At 33.2% G+C, this 18,553-nt stretch carries 7 protein-coding genes; all 7 read left to right on the top strand.

What is annotated here, in order from left to right; genetic code table 11:
- Positions 1–115 precede the first annotated feature (115 nt).
- The 7 genes from AC25Y1_RS01725 (at position 116) to AC25Y1_RS01695 (ending at position 18,541) form a co-directional block, all read left to right on the top strand.
- Positions 116–5,797 (top strand): amino acid adenylation domain-containing protein, encoded by a 5,682-nt coding sequence (locus tag AC25Y1_RS01725; RefSeq protein WP_488146204.1) that lies wholly within the window; start codon positions 116–118, stop codon positions 5,795–5,797.
- 1 nt (position 5,798) lies between these two features.
- Positions 5,799–13,343: an amino acid adenylation domain-containing protein gene (locus AC25Y1_RS01720; protein ID WP_488146203.1), complete on the top strand. Its 7,545-nt coding sequence runs from the start codon at positions 5,799–5,801 to the stop codon at positions 13,341–13,343.
- Positions 13,336–15,102 carry an ABC transporter ATP-binding protein gene (locus AC25Y1_RS01715; RefSeq protein WP_488146202.1) on the top strand — a complete coding sequence of 589 codons (1,767 nt, stop codon included), beginning with the start codon at positions 13,336–13,338 and terminating at the stop codon, positions 15,100–15,102. The genes AC25Y1_RS01720 and AC25Y1_RS01715 overlap by 8 nt, the downstream gene beginning before the upstream one ends.
- Before the next feature lie 4 nt (positions 15,103–15,106).
- A complete protein-coding gene (locus tag AC25Y1_RS01710) occupies positions 15,107–15,847 on the top strand; it encodes a GIN domain-containing protein (RefSeq protein ID WP_488146201.1) in 741 nt (246 codons plus the stop codon).
- A gap of 11 nt (positions 15,848–15,858) precedes the next feature.
- Positions 15,859–16,551, top strand: coding sequence for a thioesterase II family protein (locus AC25Y1_RS01705; RefSeq protein ID WP_488146200.1), 693 nt, complete (start codon positions 15,859–15,861; stop codon positions 16,549–16,551).
- Positions 16,552–16,857: 306 nt separating this feature from the next.
- The gene (gene kamA / locus AC25Y1_RS01700) at positions 16,858–18,249 is read left to right on the top strand and encodes a lysine 2,3-aminomutase (RefSeq protein WP_488146199.1); all 1,392 of its coding nucleotides are present in this window, start codon (positions 16,858–16,860) and stop codon (positions 18,247–18,249) included.
- Between the two features lie 19 nt (positions 18,250–18,268).
- Positions 18,269–18,541, top strand: coding sequence for a YokU family protein (locus tag AC25Y1_RS01695; protein WP_488146198.1), 273 nt, complete (start codon positions 18,269–18,271; stop codon positions 18,539–18,541).
- The last annotated feature ends 12 nt before the right edge of the window (positions 18,542–18,553 follow it).

The raw sequence follows: 18,553 nt of genomic DNA, 5'->3' as shown, positions 1-18,553 counted from the left end.
TCTATGTAGGATTGGAGCGAAAGCGTCCGCCTGAAGTGGAAATCCTTTAGCAGGAACTTTATAGTCAAGCACATGTTTTGGTGAAAACCCACTTTGACATGAAAGGAAAGTGTTGATGAATAGTAAAAAGAATATACAAAGCATCTATCAATTATCTCCACTTCAAGAAGGTATACTATTTGAAAAACTGAGAGATAGCGATAATTCTAGTTACTTTATTCAAAATGCATTTACTTTAAAGGGAAAGATTAATGAGGCGTACATTAGACAAGCTATCTCTCTGCTATCTTTAAAATATGACACCTTAAGAACAGCTATAGTTATAGCAAAGTCCACAGGGAAACCTTGGCAAGTAGTCTTAAAAGATAGGGAGATCGAAGTACAAAAAGAAAACATTAAAGATCTATCTTTAGATAAAAAAGATGAATTGATAATGTCTATTAAAACTGCAGATATTAAAAGAGGTTTTAATTTAGAAAGTGATAGTTTACTCCGTGTAACCCTAATAGAAGTGAGTAGTGATGAATGGATTATACTCTGGAGCTCTCATCATATCCTTATAGATGGTTGGTGTAATTCGATTATCTTAGGTGACTTTTTTAGGCTTTATGAATTTCTTACTGATGGAGTAACTTATAGTGATTTAAAGAAAAAAGTTCTTGTAGAAAAAGAAGAAGTTGGATCTTATGGTGACTTTATTAAATGGTTACAAGTTCAAGATCATAAAAAGGCTGAAGAATATTGGGGAAATCTGTTAGTTGATTATGATACTGTAGCTGGTTTTATTCCCTTGGAAAATAAACCAGCCCCCTCTGAGGGGAACTGTGTAGTTCATTCTATGGCTCTAGAAAGAAGCAAGAAGGTTATAGAATTTGCTAGAAGCCATAATATGACACTAAATAGGATAATCGAAACGGCATGGGGCCTATTGTTACAAAAATATAATAACTGTGATGATGTTGTATTTGGAAAAGTTGTTTCAGGGCGAAGTGGAAGGGTTAAAAATATTGACAATGCAATTGGTTTATTTATAAATACGAATCCAGTTCGCGTACGTTGCACTAAAGACACAACAGTATTAGAGCTATTAAAGGATATGGATAGACAAGCCATAGAAAGCCAAGAGTATGACTATTTTGCCCTAAATGAGATACAAAAACAAAGTGCTATCCAAGGTCAACTTTTTGATACATTATTTGTTTTTGAAAACTATTACATCTCAAATTCAGAGATGGATACATCATTTGATTTTGAGGTTATTGAAGAATCTGGAAGAGAGGAAACAAATTACGATATTTGTATCGCCGTAGATGTACAAGAGAATATAGTTTTGGATATATTATACGACACTGACAAATTTTCGGAAGTAGAGATCAAGCTTATATTAGAAAGACTAGATTATTTACTATTAGAAATGATAAACAACCCAGGTAAGACTATTGGCTGCTTAGACTTAGTGGATGAAAAAGAAAAGGAACAGGTAGTAAAACAGTTTAACCATAGTACATCTCTAGATCAGGTCTATTCAGACAAAACCATAATAGAGCATTTTGAAAATCAAGTTGTTAAAACACCAGAAAACATTGCTCTTGTGTATGAAGATGAAGAACTTAGCTATCGTGAATTAAACAACAAAGCCAATTCTCTAGCGCATAAATTGAGGGAATTAGGAGTTGGCAGAAATGATATCGTCGCTCTTCTCACTGAAAGAAGTATGGAAATGATGATTGGTATCTATGGGATTATGAAATCCGGTGGAGCCTACGGACCAATTGATACAAGCTTCCCGAAAGAACGAATAGACTTTATCCTAGAAGATTATTCACCAAAAGTAATTCTTCTTGGTAAGGGGGTAGAGGTGCCGGAGGGGGACTATATTTTTTTAAATCTGTTTTCCGAAGATACCTATGTGGAAAGTGAAGAAAATCCAGTAAAGATCAATGAAAAAGAGGACTTAATCTATTTAACTTCCACTTCAGGAACTAGTGGGAAACCAAAAAGCGTCATGGTAGAGCACGCCGGTTGTACCTCGTATGTACGATCTTTTGCAGATGAATTTAATATCACTGAGGATACTACAGCACTCCAGCACACAGCATATAACTTTGACACCATAGTTGAAGAAGTTTATCCAGCTCATATTAGGGGTGGAAAAGTAGTTCTTTATAATGAAGAAAGAATCTACGATATAAATAAAGCTTGTGATTATATGGACAAGCATAAAGTTAGTTTAATAAGTTGCTCCACTCTATTATTGAAGGAATTTAATCAAGGAAGAATGCCTAAAACAGTAAATCTCTATTTAAATGGTGGAGATACACTCAAATATAGTTATATTAACAATTTATTAGAATATGCAAACGTCGGGAATACCTTTGGTTCAACGGAAGAAACGGTATGCGCTGCTTTCTATCATGTACCTAAAAAAGTAGAAGGTACTATACCAGCAGGGAAACCTATAGTTGGTCGTAATGTATATATCCTCCAAGGAGACCAAATCTGTGGCATAGGAATTCCAGGGGAATTATGTGTCACAGGCTCTGGCGTAAGTAGAGGCTATTTAAATAGTGAAGAACTTACAAGTGAAAAATTTGTCGACAATCCCTTTGGTGAAGGGAAAATGTATAAAAGTGGAGACTTGGTAAGATGGCTGCCAGGCGGGAATATAGAATTTTTAGGGAGAATCGATCAGCAGGTTAAAATTAGAGGCTATCGAGTAGAGTTACAAGAAATAGAGGAAGTTTTAAACAAACAAGCAGGAATTAAAGACTCAGTTGTAATCGCAAAAGAGCTAGACGAAGGAGATAAAGCGCTTTTAGCTTATGTGGTGATGGAAAAGACAGAAGAGCTAGATATAGGGAAATTAAAAGATGGGGCAAGAAAAGAACTACCTGAGTACATGATACCGCCCTATATTATGGAAATAGAAGAGATTCCTTTAACTGTAAATGGGAAAATAAATAAAAATGCGTTACCTGATATTGGTTATGAAAGACAAGACGAATATATTGCCCCAAGAAATACTATTGAAGAGGATCTTTGTAAGCTATTTGAAGAAATCTTAGGAATGGAACAGGTTGGAATCAAGGACAATTTCTTTGAATTAGGTGGAGATTCCATAAAAGCCATAAGGTTTACTACTCTTTCAAGAAATCAGAATTATGACATATCAATTAAAGGCTTTATGAAAAATGGGACTGTTATTGAATTAGCAAAGTTTTTGAAGGATAAAGAACAAGAAGAAAACTATGAAGATGAGGAATTTACTCGAGTTCCAATGAACCCTCTTTTAAATGAATATGTTTCAACTAAATTTAAAGATGAAAATAACTTCTGCCAAATCAGGCTTTTAGAAATTGAAGATTTAGATGAAACGCTGATTACTGTTTTAGAAGGGATGTTAATAACACATCCGATGCTAAGAGTAAGATATATAAATAAAGAATTAAATATTGTGGAGAATCTTAAATTCGAAATTCCGACATATGATTTGTGCAGATACGAAGAAGGAAATGAGCTTGAAAATCAACTAATAAATGTTTGTACGCGGGTACAAAAATCCTTAATCACTATGTCAGGACTATTATTTGAGATTGTTCATATAAAAACTGAATCAAAGAATTTTATTTTACTCTGTGGACATAAATTAGTTGCGGATTCATGGTCACTAAAATTATTATCAAAGGAAATTACAAGAAATTATGAACTGCTACAAAAAGGTGAAAACAAAACAAATTTCAAAGAAGATAATTATTATTTAAAAAGTATAAAGACATTGGGTGAAATTGATTATTCATCTCAATTGGATTATTGGTCTCAAGCGTCTAACGAAGTGGAAAATGGTCGATTAAAACCAGATGAAAATATAAAAAATGGTGGTTTTTCTAGGACAGAATTTGCTATTCCTGAAAAAGAAGCAACAGTATTACTTAATCTATCAGAAAGTGTCCTAGGGATGGATATCAATGAAGTCCTATTAGCCAATTTTGCGATTGCGGCTAATAAGCTTACAAATCAAGAAAATGTGTCAGTAACCTTTATAGATATAGAGAGAAACAGAGATAAAGGGATTGGATCTTATGAATATAACTATCCAATAGTTTTACCTTCTAATGGGACAAAAATAGTAGAAATACTAAGTGCGATCAAACAGAATTTAGGTAACATTCCAAGCAATGGTGTTGGATATGGATGGTTATCTTTAAAACACAGTTTTACTGAAAACGCTCAACCAAATGTATTGTTTCATGGGCTAAATAAACTAGAACTAGAAGATAGTTTTTCAGATAATTTTCCGGAAATTTTTCAAAAAAATGTCCTAGTTGATAATATAGCATTTTATTCTTTTTATAAAGCTAATAAACTAAGTTTCTATATTGAATATAATGAGTCCAGGTTTTCCAAAGGTATGATGGATAATTTGGCTGACTATTATTTGAAATCCTTAATCAGTATTACAAATGATGTTTTAAAATATGAAAAGAAAAACTTATTACTTTCAACTAATGGAATAGTAGATGCTAAAACCCTTTATAAAGATTTTCTTGAAGATATGGATTCTTATGGTGAATCTATAGTTAAAGAAAACATTGTAGGGGAATATGAACCCTCATTATCCCAACAGGTATTTCTAGACGATACGATTGGTGGAGGTTCCAGTGGGCGCTTTATAGTAGAAGGAGAATATACAATCCACGAAGTTGAAAGGGCAATTCTACGGATTATATCTGAACAGTCTGTTTTGAGGACGAAATATGTAAAGAAAAAGGATCTATTAATTGAAAATGAATTATCAATGGATCACAAGATTCCTGTAATAGATATTAGTAGTAACAAAAACCAAAAAGAGGCTCAACTCTATTCTATTGTTGAAAAAATGGGATTAGACATAAATAGCATATTAGAGGGACCTTTACTAAATAAGATTTGTCTACTAAAGGTAGCTGAAAACAAGTATGTTGTTTACATTTTTATACACCATGCATTATGGGATATGACCTCTTCATCAATATTTGAACGTAGAATAAATCAATTATTAAAAGAACCAGATATACTTCATAAGAAAAAAGACACACATTTATATTCACAGATTATAAAAAATGCCATAAAAGACGAAAAATCAAAGGATATTACGTTCAGTGAATTTATTGATGCAGCTAAAAGTATGGATTTATATTATGAGAACAAAAGCATGATGACTGTATTTAAAAAGAAGTTTGATGAAAGAATCGTCAATAATACGGTCATGAGTAATCAATTATTAGCGACACTTACATTACTTGAAACGATACTATTTCAAGAAGAAAATATGAGTTCAATAAACAAGATACCAGTTATTATTTTACATCATGGTAGAGACTCTACCAATAGGAGGACACTGGGGCTTTTCCAAGAAGCAAAATTATTCACCATAGATCTTAATGATATAAACAGATACGTGAAGATAAGTGAAATACTTGCTGATTCACCAGCATCAAGCTTAGGAATAAAAGATTTAACTAAAGAACAAATCGAATTGCTAAGAGAGAATGGGAGTAAAATACCTAGCATAAATGCTGTGACTAGTTATGGTGATGATTCAGGAATTATGGCAGAAAGTATTTTAGAGAATACTATCAAGGAGACAATTGGTTTATCTAGTAAGCTACCCATAAATGTGAGATGTCAATTTACAGATGATGGTGTAGTACTAGTAGCAACAGGCTTTGAAAATAGAGAACGACAAGTGTTAGATGCTATGGATAAAGTAATACTTGAAGGATATGGGATTGAAAAGAGTATAGAATATGAGGTGTAAAATGCATAAATTGACTGAAAATCAACAGCAAATGATAGATATTGAAAATATATTTGAGAACACTAGTATCAATACCTTGGGAATTGTCGCAGATTTTAAGTCACGGTATTCTTATAAAGAAATAAATGAAGGATTAAATCATGTTATCAAAGATCTAGATGCATTTCAGATAAGATATATCGAAAAGGATAGTATTTTGCACCAAAAATTTGATGATTTTCAATATGATGATATTCCTCAAATAGGACTATCATCTTGGAATGAATACGAAGAATTTAAAGCAACACATATGCGAAAGTGTTATTTCAATAAAGGAGACAAACTGTACGATATCTATATACTCCATAAACCGAATGGTAGGATGGCTTTTGGTCTTTTTATGCATCATTCTATATCTGATGCTTGGTCTTTAGTAGAAATCTTTTCTAAAAAACTACGTCACTATATGCTTAATATTGAGGTGGAAGATGATTCGGACGGGTCTTTTGAAGAATATATTAAAAAGGATCTAGAAGATAGGAACGCTAAAAGAAGTCACAAAAATAAAGAGTATTGGAATAAAGCTTTAGAAAATTATGAAGGAATTAATCAATACCCTAAGGTTTCTTCCGTTGAAGAATTGGAGAGTAAAAGAGAGTCTTTTACATTAGATAGAGAAGAAACAAAATCCATCATAAAAGGAGCGCAAAACTGTGGCATATCATTACCAGTTTTATTTCTTAGTTCCTTAGTTTTACTTAAATCCTATGAAAAACAAACTGAATCCATCTCTGTAGGAGCAGCCATTCTAGGTAGAACGAGAAGGGAAAGAAAGATATTTGGAGAATTTGTTCATATATTACCCCTATTAGTTACGATTAATAAAGGTATGAGTGTCAAAGAGTTTCTGATGACGATTCAACATAAACAAACGAGTGTACTTAAACACTCCGCGTATTCCTATAGCGAGATTAATAATTATATGAATGGACAGTTGAAAAAAGATTTAAATCTGTTGGAAATTGGATACTCCTATCAGAATGCGAATTATGATTCTGAACTAACATCTGTCTTAGACAATATAGAATGGTTAAATAGTAGTCATCAATATAACCCATTAACCGTTCATGTAAGTGATAGGTCAAATGAAAATGCTTTAAATCTAGATTATGATTATAGGATTTCTTTGTTTGATCAAAAGGATATAGAAAGAATGCATAATCGATTAATCTATATAGCTAAGCAGTTAATTGATGCCTATAGCAAATCGATATCCATTGTTGATATAAATATACTGCCACCTTCGGAACAACAGAAGATCTTAGTAGAGTTTAATAAAATACCTAATCAGATTTCGAGAGATGAAACAATGGTTTCGGTATTTGAAAAACAGGTTCGCAACTATCCAAATAAAATAGCGATTGCCTATAAAGATAAGAAGCTTACTTATCGGGAGCTTAATAATAAGGCCAATCAGATAGCATTTACTTTAAGAAGTAATGGCATAAGATCCAATGATTTAGTAGCTATTGTTGGAAATAAAGGTGTAGAAATTATTGCAGGGATACTTGGAGTTTTAAAATCTGGCGCTGCTTATATACCAATTGACTCAAAATATCCGAGGGCCAGAATAGAATACATGCTAGAAGATAGTAAACCTAAGCTAGTTCTTTGCAGTGAAAAGATTGAATATACAAAAATAAAACAAATAAACTTAAATGATGAAAATATCTATTCGAAGGTAATGGATACTATTGATTATAAAGTAGCCCCTAATGATTTAGCATATATCATTTATACATCTGGTACTACAGGACAGCCTAAGGGAGTCATGATTGAACATCGTAATGTTGTTAATCTTTCTAAACACCATCGCAAACAGTATGAAATAGATGATAAGGATAATATCTTGCAATTTGCAAACCTTTCCTTTGATGCTGCGGTTTGGGAAATTACAATGGCATTATTCCAAGGGGGCACTTTAGTACTGACAGATGAAGAAATTATCGAAGACCCCCATATATTTAGTGCTTATGTGAGGGATATGGGCGTTACAGTGGCAACGTTACCACCTCAATATTTCCTAGTAACAGAATTAGATACACTTCGCTTAGTTATAACTGCTGGTTCTGAATCTAGTGCACGTATATTAAAACATGTGAGACAAGGAATCGATTATGTAAATGCTTATGGCCCCACAGAATCTACAGTCTGTGCGACAGATTATTTGATTTCATCTGGAAAAAGAGGAAATTATAAATCAGTGCCTATTGGGAAACCCACCTATAATACACAGATTTATATTTTGCAGGACATGAATCTTTGTGGTATCAGTATGCCAGGTGAACTTTGCATTGCAGGGGAAGGTGTGGGAAGGGGGTATTTAAATAGAGTTGAGTTAACGAAAGAAAAGTTCATAGACAATCCTTTTGGAGAAGGCAAACTTTATAGAACTGGAGATTTAGCCCAATGGCTCCCAGATGGAAACATTGAATACATTGGTCGAATTGATGATCAAGTAAAAATTAGGGGTTATCGAATTGAATTAGGTGAGATAGAATCTGTCTTTAGAAACCAAGAGGAAATTATAGATGTAGCTATTGTAGCAAAGGAATATGAAAATAAAGAAAAGAAAATTCATGCTTTTATGGTTTTAAAACAAGAAGTTTTAGAAAATGGCTTGGACGAGTTTAAAAACACTATAAGAAAAATACTCCCTGACTATATGGTACCAAGTTTTTGGCATAGCATAGAAACTATTCCCATGACGAGAAATGGAAAGGTAGACACTAAAGTTTTATTGTCTATAGAAGAAGAGAGAGAAAAAGAATTTATTGCACCAACAACATCTACGGAAGAAAAACTTTGTCGTATATATATGCAGTTGTTAAACATAGATAGAATTGGGATAACAGATAACTTTTTCGAATTAGGCGGACACAGTATTCTCGCCATGGAACTTGTTAATTTAATTAAACAAGAGACGGGTAAGGATGTAAAAATTACAAATGTATTCAAACATCCAGTTATAAAAGATTTAGCCGACTATATGAATTCTCTTGAGGATGAGTATTTCGATACGATACCTATTGCTGAAAAAGAAGCAAATTATCCAATGATTTCTTCAGCAAAGAGAATGTATGTATTGCAAAAGGTGAGTCCAGAATCATTATCATATAATATGCCTTTTGGAATAGAAGTTAAAGGAATTTTTGATACAAAACTTTTTTCAAAGGTATTTACGGATTTAATAGAACGACATGAGGTATTGAGAACTAGTTTTCATATTAAGGAAGGCAACTATATACAAGAAATAGCTCAGACAGTGGACGTTAATATAAAAATTTGGGAAAAAGAAATATCTAAGGAAAAGGTTATGCAAGAATTTGTAAAACCTTTCGAATTAAATAAAAGCCCATTAGTCAGATTAGGATTAGTTAAATTATCGGAAAAACATGGGTATATACTATTCGATACTCACCATATCGTATCAGATGCAATTAGTATAAATATATTTATGGAAGAATTTATAGCTCTGTGCAATGGTGGAGAGTTAGAAAGACAGGGAATTCAATATAAAGATTACAGTGAATGGTTTATTTCGAGGGATTTGCATGCTCAAGAAGCCTATTGGCACGAAATTTATAAAACCAAACCTGAAGCTTTATATTTACCTTATGATGCTCCAAGACCAAAAGTTAAAACTTTTAACGGTGATCGAATTACGATTGATTTTCAAGAAGAATTCACGAACAAAGTAAGAAGTTTTGCAAAAGAGAATCACTTGACGGATTATATGGTTCTACTTGGAGGCCTTATGATTACCTTTCATAAATATAGCCATCAAGAAGATATCGTCATCGGGAGTCCTATGTTTGGAAGGACTCACAAGGATATAGAAAAGACTTTAGGAATGTTTGTAAATACATTAGCAATGAGAGGAAATCCAAATCCTGAAAAAACGATTAAAGATTTTTTTGATGAGATAAAGGAACATTGCATAGGGGCATATGAAAACCAAGAATATCCTTTTGAAGAATTAGTAGATGTGGTAGCCAATAGAAGAGATCCGAGTAGAAACCCATTATTCGATGTATCTTTTACACTGCAAAACGCTACAGAATTTAAATTAGAGTTTAAAAATATAAAAATTGAAGAGATTTTCCATGGCGAACCTTTGGCGAAGTTTGATATAGATATAGAAATGTCCCTTAAAGAAGGGAAGTACAATCTGAATTGTATCTATAACACAGATTTATTTAAACGTGAAAGTATTGAAATAATGATGAATCGGTTTATCAAATTACTTTCCGTAATAACAGAGGGTATGGAACGAAAAATTGAAGAATTAGATTCACTTATTAATAATGAATTTAACAAGATTAATAACGTATTCAATGATTCTGAAAGAAATTATGATGAGGTCAATGTGAAGGAAATCTTTGAAGAAATGGCTGCTAAATTTCCGAGTAAAACTGCATTAGTATTTGAAGATAAGGAGATGAGCTACGAGGAATTAAATATGAAATCTAATGATTTGGCTCATCAATTACTAGAAATTGGGGTTAAGAAAGAAGAACCAATTGTCATCCTGGCAGAACGATCCTTAGAATTACTAGTAGGTATAGTTGGTATTTTAAAGGCGGGAGCCTGTTATGTTCCGATTGATCACACATACCCGAAAGAGCGTATAGATTTTATAGTAGAAGATGTTGGTGCGAAAATTGCCTTACTTGGAGATTTTGAATATGATTTCAACATAAATTTAACCAGAATTAATTTAAAAGATCATAAAAGTTATAAAAATGAAAGCTCCAATCCAGACATATCTTTAGCAGGTAATAACCTAGCATATGTCATGTATACCTCAGGAACGAGCGGAAAACCAAAAGGAAGTCTAATTGAGCATAAAAGTATAATTAGACTGGTGAAAGACACCAACTTTGTTTCATTCAATGAAGAAACTAGAATCTTACAAACGGGATCGATAGCCTTTGACGCATCAACGTTTGAGTTCTTTGGTAGTTTATTAAATGGCGGAACATTATATTTAGAAACTCAAGAGACACTAACAGATGTAAACAAATTATCAAAATCAGTAAAAGAGAACAAAATAAATACGCTATGGATGACATCAAGCCTATTTAATCAAATGCTGGATATAAAAGGCGATATGTTCGAAAACCTAGACAATCTGTTAGTAGGTGGAGAAAAACTGTCTACTAATCATATTAAAAAGTTTAAATCCCTATATCCTGAAATAAAGATCATCAACGGATATGGTCCAACAGAGAATACAACATTTACAACGACTTACGAGATCCCAAATGATTTCGAAATAATTCCAATAGGAAAACCTATAAGTGGGACACAGGTTTATATTATGAACGGGGACAAGCTATGTGGCGTAGGAGTTCCGGGGGAATTATGTATAACAGGCTCTGGTGTAAGTAGAGGGTATTTAAATAGGGAAGAACTAACAAAAGAAAAATTTGTAGACAATCCCTTTGGTGAAGGGGAAATGTATAAAAGTGGAGATTTAGTAAGATGGCTCCCAGACGGGAATATAGAATTTTTAGGCAGAATTGATCACCAAGTTAAAATTAGAGGCTACAGAGTAGAATTACAAGAAATAGAAGAAGTATTTAACAAACAAGTAGGAATAAAAGAATCAGTAGTAATTGCCAAAGAACTAGACGAGGGAGGAAAAGTCCTTATAGCATATGTGGTGATGGAAGATAAAGATGAGCTAGATATAGCAAAATTAAAAGATGGTGCAAGAACTGAACTACCTGAATACATGATACCACCCTATATTATGGAACTAGATGAAATCCCTTTAACTGCAAACGGAAAAACAGATAAAAATGCTTTAGCGGATATGGAATTTGGAAGGCAAGATGAATTTATTGCACCAACAGGAGAGATTGAAAAGATAATAGCATCAACCTTTGAAGAAGTTTTAGGTGTGGAATCAGTTGGACTGCATGATAGTTTCTTTGAGTTAGGTGGAGATTCTATTAAAGCAATTCAAGTATCTTCACTAATTAGAGAATTAGGATATAGACTTACTATCAAAGATATTATGAAATACCAAACAGTGGGGAATATTTACAATTCAAATGTTGTTGAAAAAGATTTTGATGAATATAGTCAGGAGCCACTAACTGGAGAAGTTACTTTATCACCCATTCAGAGTAGATTCCTTCAATTAGATTTGGAAAATCCAAATCATTTCAATCAATCCGTAGTGTTAGAAATTAGTTCTCCTTTAGAGGCAACTATTTTAAAGCGTGCATTAAATGATGTAGTAAAACATCATGATATGTTAAGAGTTATATATGATCCTACTCAAAGGATTAAATCCATTGATGAAAGTGAAGAATTAATAGCCTTCAGAGAAGTATTCATAGAGAAGGACACAAATGAAGAATTTGAAAAGGCTATGAAGTATGAGCAAAGTACTATGGATATACAAAATGGACCTTTGCTTCATGCACTATTATTTCACACTAAAACAAAGGATTATTTGATGATTTGTATACATCATCTAGCTGTAGACGGTGTTTCCTGGAGAATATTAGTGGTGGATATCTTTACAGCGTACAATCAGATAGTTGCAAATAAAAAAGTTGAATTACCTAAAAAGACAGCTTCATACTCGGAGTGGGTGGAAAGCTTAAAGGAGTATGGACAAAGCCATTATATGCACCACGATGAAAAACACTGGAACGATATTGTCTATGAAGGGAAATTTTCAGACAGATTATTTTTCAAGCCAAAAACACAAAAAGACATTACTAAAAAGAGGTTAGGTGTATCAAGTTTTAAGATATCTAAAGAGAAATGTACCCAAATGATCATGCAGTATCAGAAGATATTTGGAATTGAAACTGACGAATTATTTATAACAGCATTAAACATAGCCCTCAAAAAGTGGAAGAATGTATCAAGCTATATACTAGAGGTGGAATCCCATGGGAGAGAAGAACTCCATAAAAACATTAATATTAATAGAACCATTGGCTGGTTCACAAATATATATCCAATAGTATTAAAACCTAGTTCAAATATTAATGAGGCAATAATGGAAGTCAAAAGGAGCTTTTTAAAGGTTCCTAACCAGGGAATGTCATATGGGATACAAAAGTATTTAAATAATGATGACTCATTAACTTTGAATGGAGATATAATCTTTAACTTCTTGGGAGAAACTTCACTGGAAAATCATGCGCTTAAAGGTATTACATTTTCAAATCGATTTAATCAATTTGATATAGATGATAAGAATAGATTATTTCATCCTTTGACAATTAATGGCGCATATATTAAGGACAAGGTCGTATTTACGAATTATTATGATCACCATTTTATAAGTCAAGAAGATATGGAGAGTTTTGAAAAATACTTTTTAAATGCAATTGACGATCTTCATGATTTTGCAAACTCTGATCATATGCCTAAAGAAAGAATAAACATGATCGAAGAAGTCAGTACTGTAGAATTTTTAGATGAAGAAGTGGATTTACTAAATCAGTTAATGGAAGGGATAGGGGCGAATGATTAAGGGGAGTCGAAAAAAAACAGATTCAGTAAGACCTCCTAAAAATAAAGAGAAAAAGCTAAATAATTATCTATACGAAAAGAATAAAGTGATGTATTTTTTAGCAGTATCTTTCTCTATATTCTCCTATCTTTTAAGCGTAGGAGTAGCCCTGATTTTGCAGCAATTTATTGACAAAGGTATTGGGGGAGGGCTTCAAGAATTATATAGCCTAATTGTTATTTCTGTCATCTATATTCTAGTAAATATCTTAGTAAATATGGTGGAAATCATTACCGTAAATATATTTACTAAAAAAGCACTAACGAATTTAAAAAAGGTCGTAACCGAAAAGATTTTAAATTTGAGAATTAAAGATTTTAATAAAGAGAAAACCGGTAACTATATTTCTATCCTTAATAACGATATGACCATTATAGAGCAAGATTATATTAGGGGGACCATTCGACTAATCTCACAAAGTGTCATGATTGTTTTCGGTATAGCGCTTATGTTTTACATCAACTGGAAACTAGCTATTTGCGTATTATTATCATGTGTACTGCCCCTAATGGTTTCGGCTATATTTAATAAGAAGTTAGTCACTGCTCAAAACAATGTTGCAGTAAATAATGGTATCTTTACTTCATTTATTAAGGATATTCTTACTGGCTACCCAGTAATAAAAAGCTTTAATATTGAAGATGAGATACTTAATTTATCTGAAGGAAAAGTAGAACAGCAGGAAAGTGCTAAGAAAAAGTATCATGTATTACTTGGCATTGTCATGTCATTAACTCAAAATAGCACGGTTATTATTGTATTAATCCTTTTTGTTGCAGGTGCATGGTTAACGATACAGGGGCAAATGACAATCGGTGGGATTTTAGCATTTGTACAGCTTCTTAACAATGTAACGTCTCCTATCAATGACGTGGTTTCATCTATAGCTAAAAGAAATGCCAGCTTACAGTTATTGGAGAAGTCTAATGATTTATTGCGGAAAGAATCATCTTCTGGTCTCAAAATCCAGAAAACTCAATTAGAAGATCGTATTCGGGTGGAAAATTTAAGTTTTTCGTTTACATCTGATGGTCAAAATATATTGGAAGATATTAATTTAGTTTTTGAAAAAGGGAAAAGATATGCCATTGTAGGTCTGAGTGGTAGTGGAAAGTCTACATTACTTAAAATTCTAGCCGGCAATTATGATTCCTTTGAAGGAAATATCTATATTGACGATGTTGAAATACGGGATGTTGATGAAAAAGCATTGACACAGCTATATAGTATTGTTCAACAAGATACATTTGTATTTGATGATAGCATTGAGGAAAATATTAAGCTTTACAAAGAGTGGCCAGAAGATCAACTAAAACTTGCGATAAAGAACGCTAGTATGGATTCTTTCCTTAGAGAAAGAGGTGGAATAAAGGCGCTATGTGGAGAGGGGGGCGTAGAATTATCAGGTGGTGAAAGACAAAGAATCTCAATTGCAAGGGCATTACTTAAAGAGCCACCGATATTGCTTATGGACGAGGCTACTTCTGCTTTAGACCTAAAGACAACTAGGGAATTGGAGAATTCCCTAAGCAATCTAATGGATATGACGAGGATTGCTATCACGCATAAAATAGATGAAGAATTACTTGCGAATTATGACTGTATAATCATGTTGAAAGACGGAAGGATTTGTGAAATGGGGAATATCAATGAATTATTACAGAGAAAGGGAGAGTTTTATTCGCTTTGTAAATTAAGTGATGAACTAGTAAAGGTGTGAAACCATGAAAGAATATAAAAATAGCCTATTAATTATGATGATTATTATTACTGTTTTGTTAACAGCATGTTCTAATGTTGATGCTATTCCTAAGGTAGATATGGAGGTAACAGAAAATATGGGGAGTTACTCTGTTTCAATAAACAAGGTGAAAAATAAGAAGTCCAAACTAGTAGGAGATATCGTGTTTGATAAAGACCTTGGTGAATTGTACAAAGTAACTGGAACTGATGCAAAATTTATTTCTGTATCCGTGGATGAAGGTGAAAAAAAGATTACGATTAGCAGTGATAAAAGGAATCTAGATACTAAAGGAAATCTGGTTATTAAGTTTGGGGTTCCGATAGATTCAATCTATGTCGATCAAGGTAATTTTAATTTGGATATCCTTGTAGATTCTATTGAAAAGTTTGAGGGAGTATTTGAATCGGGAATCAGTGGTGAAATTAGAAGTGAAAATGTAAAGGAATTCAATTTAGATCTTTTAGGTGCGGGAAATATCACTTTATCGGGAAATGCAGAATTAGCAAATATTCTCGTAGAAGGTTCTTCTATCATCCAAGGGAAGAAACTGGAGGTAAAGGATATGAAAGTTAAAATAGAAGGTGCTGGAATCAGTAGTGTATATGCATCTAATAGTTTAGATGCGACGGTTGATGGAATCGGGGGTATAAATTATAGCGGAAATCCAGAAACAGTGAATAAAAATGTAAATGGAATCGGATTTATTAGAGAAGTCAATTAGGGAGGATGGTCTTGAAAAACATAAAACTTTTATGTTTACCTTACGCGGGTGCTTCTGCCACAATCTATTATAAATTACGATCATTTTTACAAAAGGATATTGACCTATTGCCTATTGAGTTATCAGGTAGAGGATCAAGATTCGACGAAAAATTGATGTCCTCTGTTGATGAGGTAGTTGAAGATGTTGTTAAACAAATTAAGTCTAAAATAAGTGAGAAAGATAAGTATATGATTTTAGGTTATAGTTTTGGTAGTTTATTAGCCTATGAAGTTAGTAAGAGATTAAAACAAAAACCTGAACATTTATTTTTAGCAGCCTTTCAACCACCAATGTATGAAATATCGTCAGACTTACTTGGTTTAGAAGATGAGCCGTTTATTCAAGAATTAGCGAATAAGGGTGGGATAGAAGCTGATGTAACTAAAGATATGGATTTACTTAAAGACTTTATACCAGTAATGAGAGCTGATTTTGCATCTATTGAAAACTATAAATTTAATAAATCATCTGAAAGACTGAGTTGTAGCGCTACTATACTCTATACTACTGAAGATGAATACAGTGATCAAATTCATAAGTGGAATGATATCTTTGTAGCGCCTTGTGAATATAAGTTGTTTACAGGTAACCACTTTTTCATTAAAAGGGATTATGTCCGAATTGCTCATATTATAAATCGTGCAACAATGAGATATTTATGACAGTTTTAGTTTATTTGTAGTAAGCGGAATATTATTGAAAGGTGTGATGATTAGTAGACTAAAAAACCAGTAGGCAGCAAGCTGAAATCGAAACGTCAATCGAATGCAAACATACAGTCATCAAGATATTTAATTAGACCGAGAAGAGCATTCCAGCACTGAAGCTTAAAATTTTTAATGGTACTTCACGAATTGAAATAGTTATGAATTTGCAACTTTCCACAGGTAGAAATTATTGGAATTTCCATTTGGGCGATAGGAATAGCAGATATAACAGATTAATAATAGTGGAGGTCGATCAATCGAATGCAAAATCAATTGTATAAACCCAAAAGAGCTTGGCAAGAAGTGGAGTTATGGAAGGATGTACCAGAAGAGAAGTGGGATGATTGGATTTGGCAGTTGACGAATACGATACGTACTGTCGACGACTTAAAAAAAGTCGTTAATCTGACGCCTGATGAAGAAGAGGGTGTCAGAATATCAACGAGGACAATTCCATTGAATATAACACCCTATTATGCATCATTAATGAATCCTGATGATCCTCGATGTCCCATTAGGATGCAATCGATTCCAATATCAGCTGAAATAAACAAGACAAATTATGATTTAGAAGATCCTCTTCATGAGGATGAGGATTCTCCAGTTCCTGGACTTACTCACCGTTATCCAGATAGGGTTTTGTTCCTGGTCACAAACCAATGCTCAATGTATTGCCGTTACTGCACTAGGCGAAGGTTTTCTGGACAAATAGGTATGGGCGTTCCAAAAAAACAACTTGATAAAGCCATTCAATATATTAAGGAAACACCTGTAGTTCGTGATGTCCTTATTTCAGGCGGAGACGGCTTACTCATTAATGACAGGTTATTAGAATATGTCTTAAAGAATTTACGCGAGATTCCACATGTTGAAATTATACGTATCGGTACAAGAGCACCTGTTGTCTTTCCGCAAAGAATTACGGAGAACTTGTGTAATATATTGAAAAAGTATCATCCTGTCTGGTTGAATACCCATTTTAATACTTCTGTAGAAATTACAGAGGAATCTAAAAGAGCATGCGAGATGTTGGTAGATGCAGGTGTTCCACTAGGAAACCAAGCTGTAATTTTAGCGGGGATTAATGATAGTGTAAGTATTATGAAGAAGCTCATGCATGATTTGGTAAAAATCCGTGTTCGACCGTATTATATTTATCAATGTGATTTATCTGAAGGAATTGGACATTTTAGAGCTCCGATTTCAAAAGGAATTGAAATCATGGAGGGGCTAATCGGACATACATCTGGCTATGCTGTACCCACTTTTGTTGTTGATGCACCTGGAGGCGGTGGTAAAATTCCCGTACAACCAAATTATGTTATTTCCCAAGGTGGGGAAAAAGTAATCCTTCGAAACTTTGAGGGCGTCATCACTTCCTATCCAGAACCTCAAAATTATGTTCCGGGCAGGGCAGATGATTACTTCAATGAACTATATAAAATTGAAGACGCGCCTCGTACGGTTGGGATTGCAGCTTTAATGAATGATCAAGAAAAAACTTTAACTCCAGAAAACTTAGAACGTAATAATCGTAGAAGAGTCTATGAATCAGATCCTGAACATTTGACGCTCAAAGATGGCCGAGAAAAAAGGGATAAATTAATAGAGAAAAAATGGCTATCACAACAAAAAGTACATGTAAATCAATAGCGAGATGGAGGGAATCGGAATGGAATGTGCGTGGTGTGAATCAGGTGATATATTGTCATTAGTGCAAAATGCATCATGGGAATTACCAACAGGAAATAGAGCGATTGAAATTACATCAATTCCATCTATTGAATGTTTGAGTTGTGGAATGATTTATCAAGAAGATTCCGTTCACGAAGAAATCGAAGACCAATTATACCTTATTGACAACAGCAAGATCGAATCAAGTGTCTCGTATGACAGTTTGATGGAACAACCAAGATTATTAAAGAGAAACTATTTTAAAGTTTAATAACATTTAATA

The organism is Sporosarcina sp. Y1009 (assembly GCF_057669865.1).
This window is presented reverse-complemented; position numbering and strand designations above follow the sequence as displayed.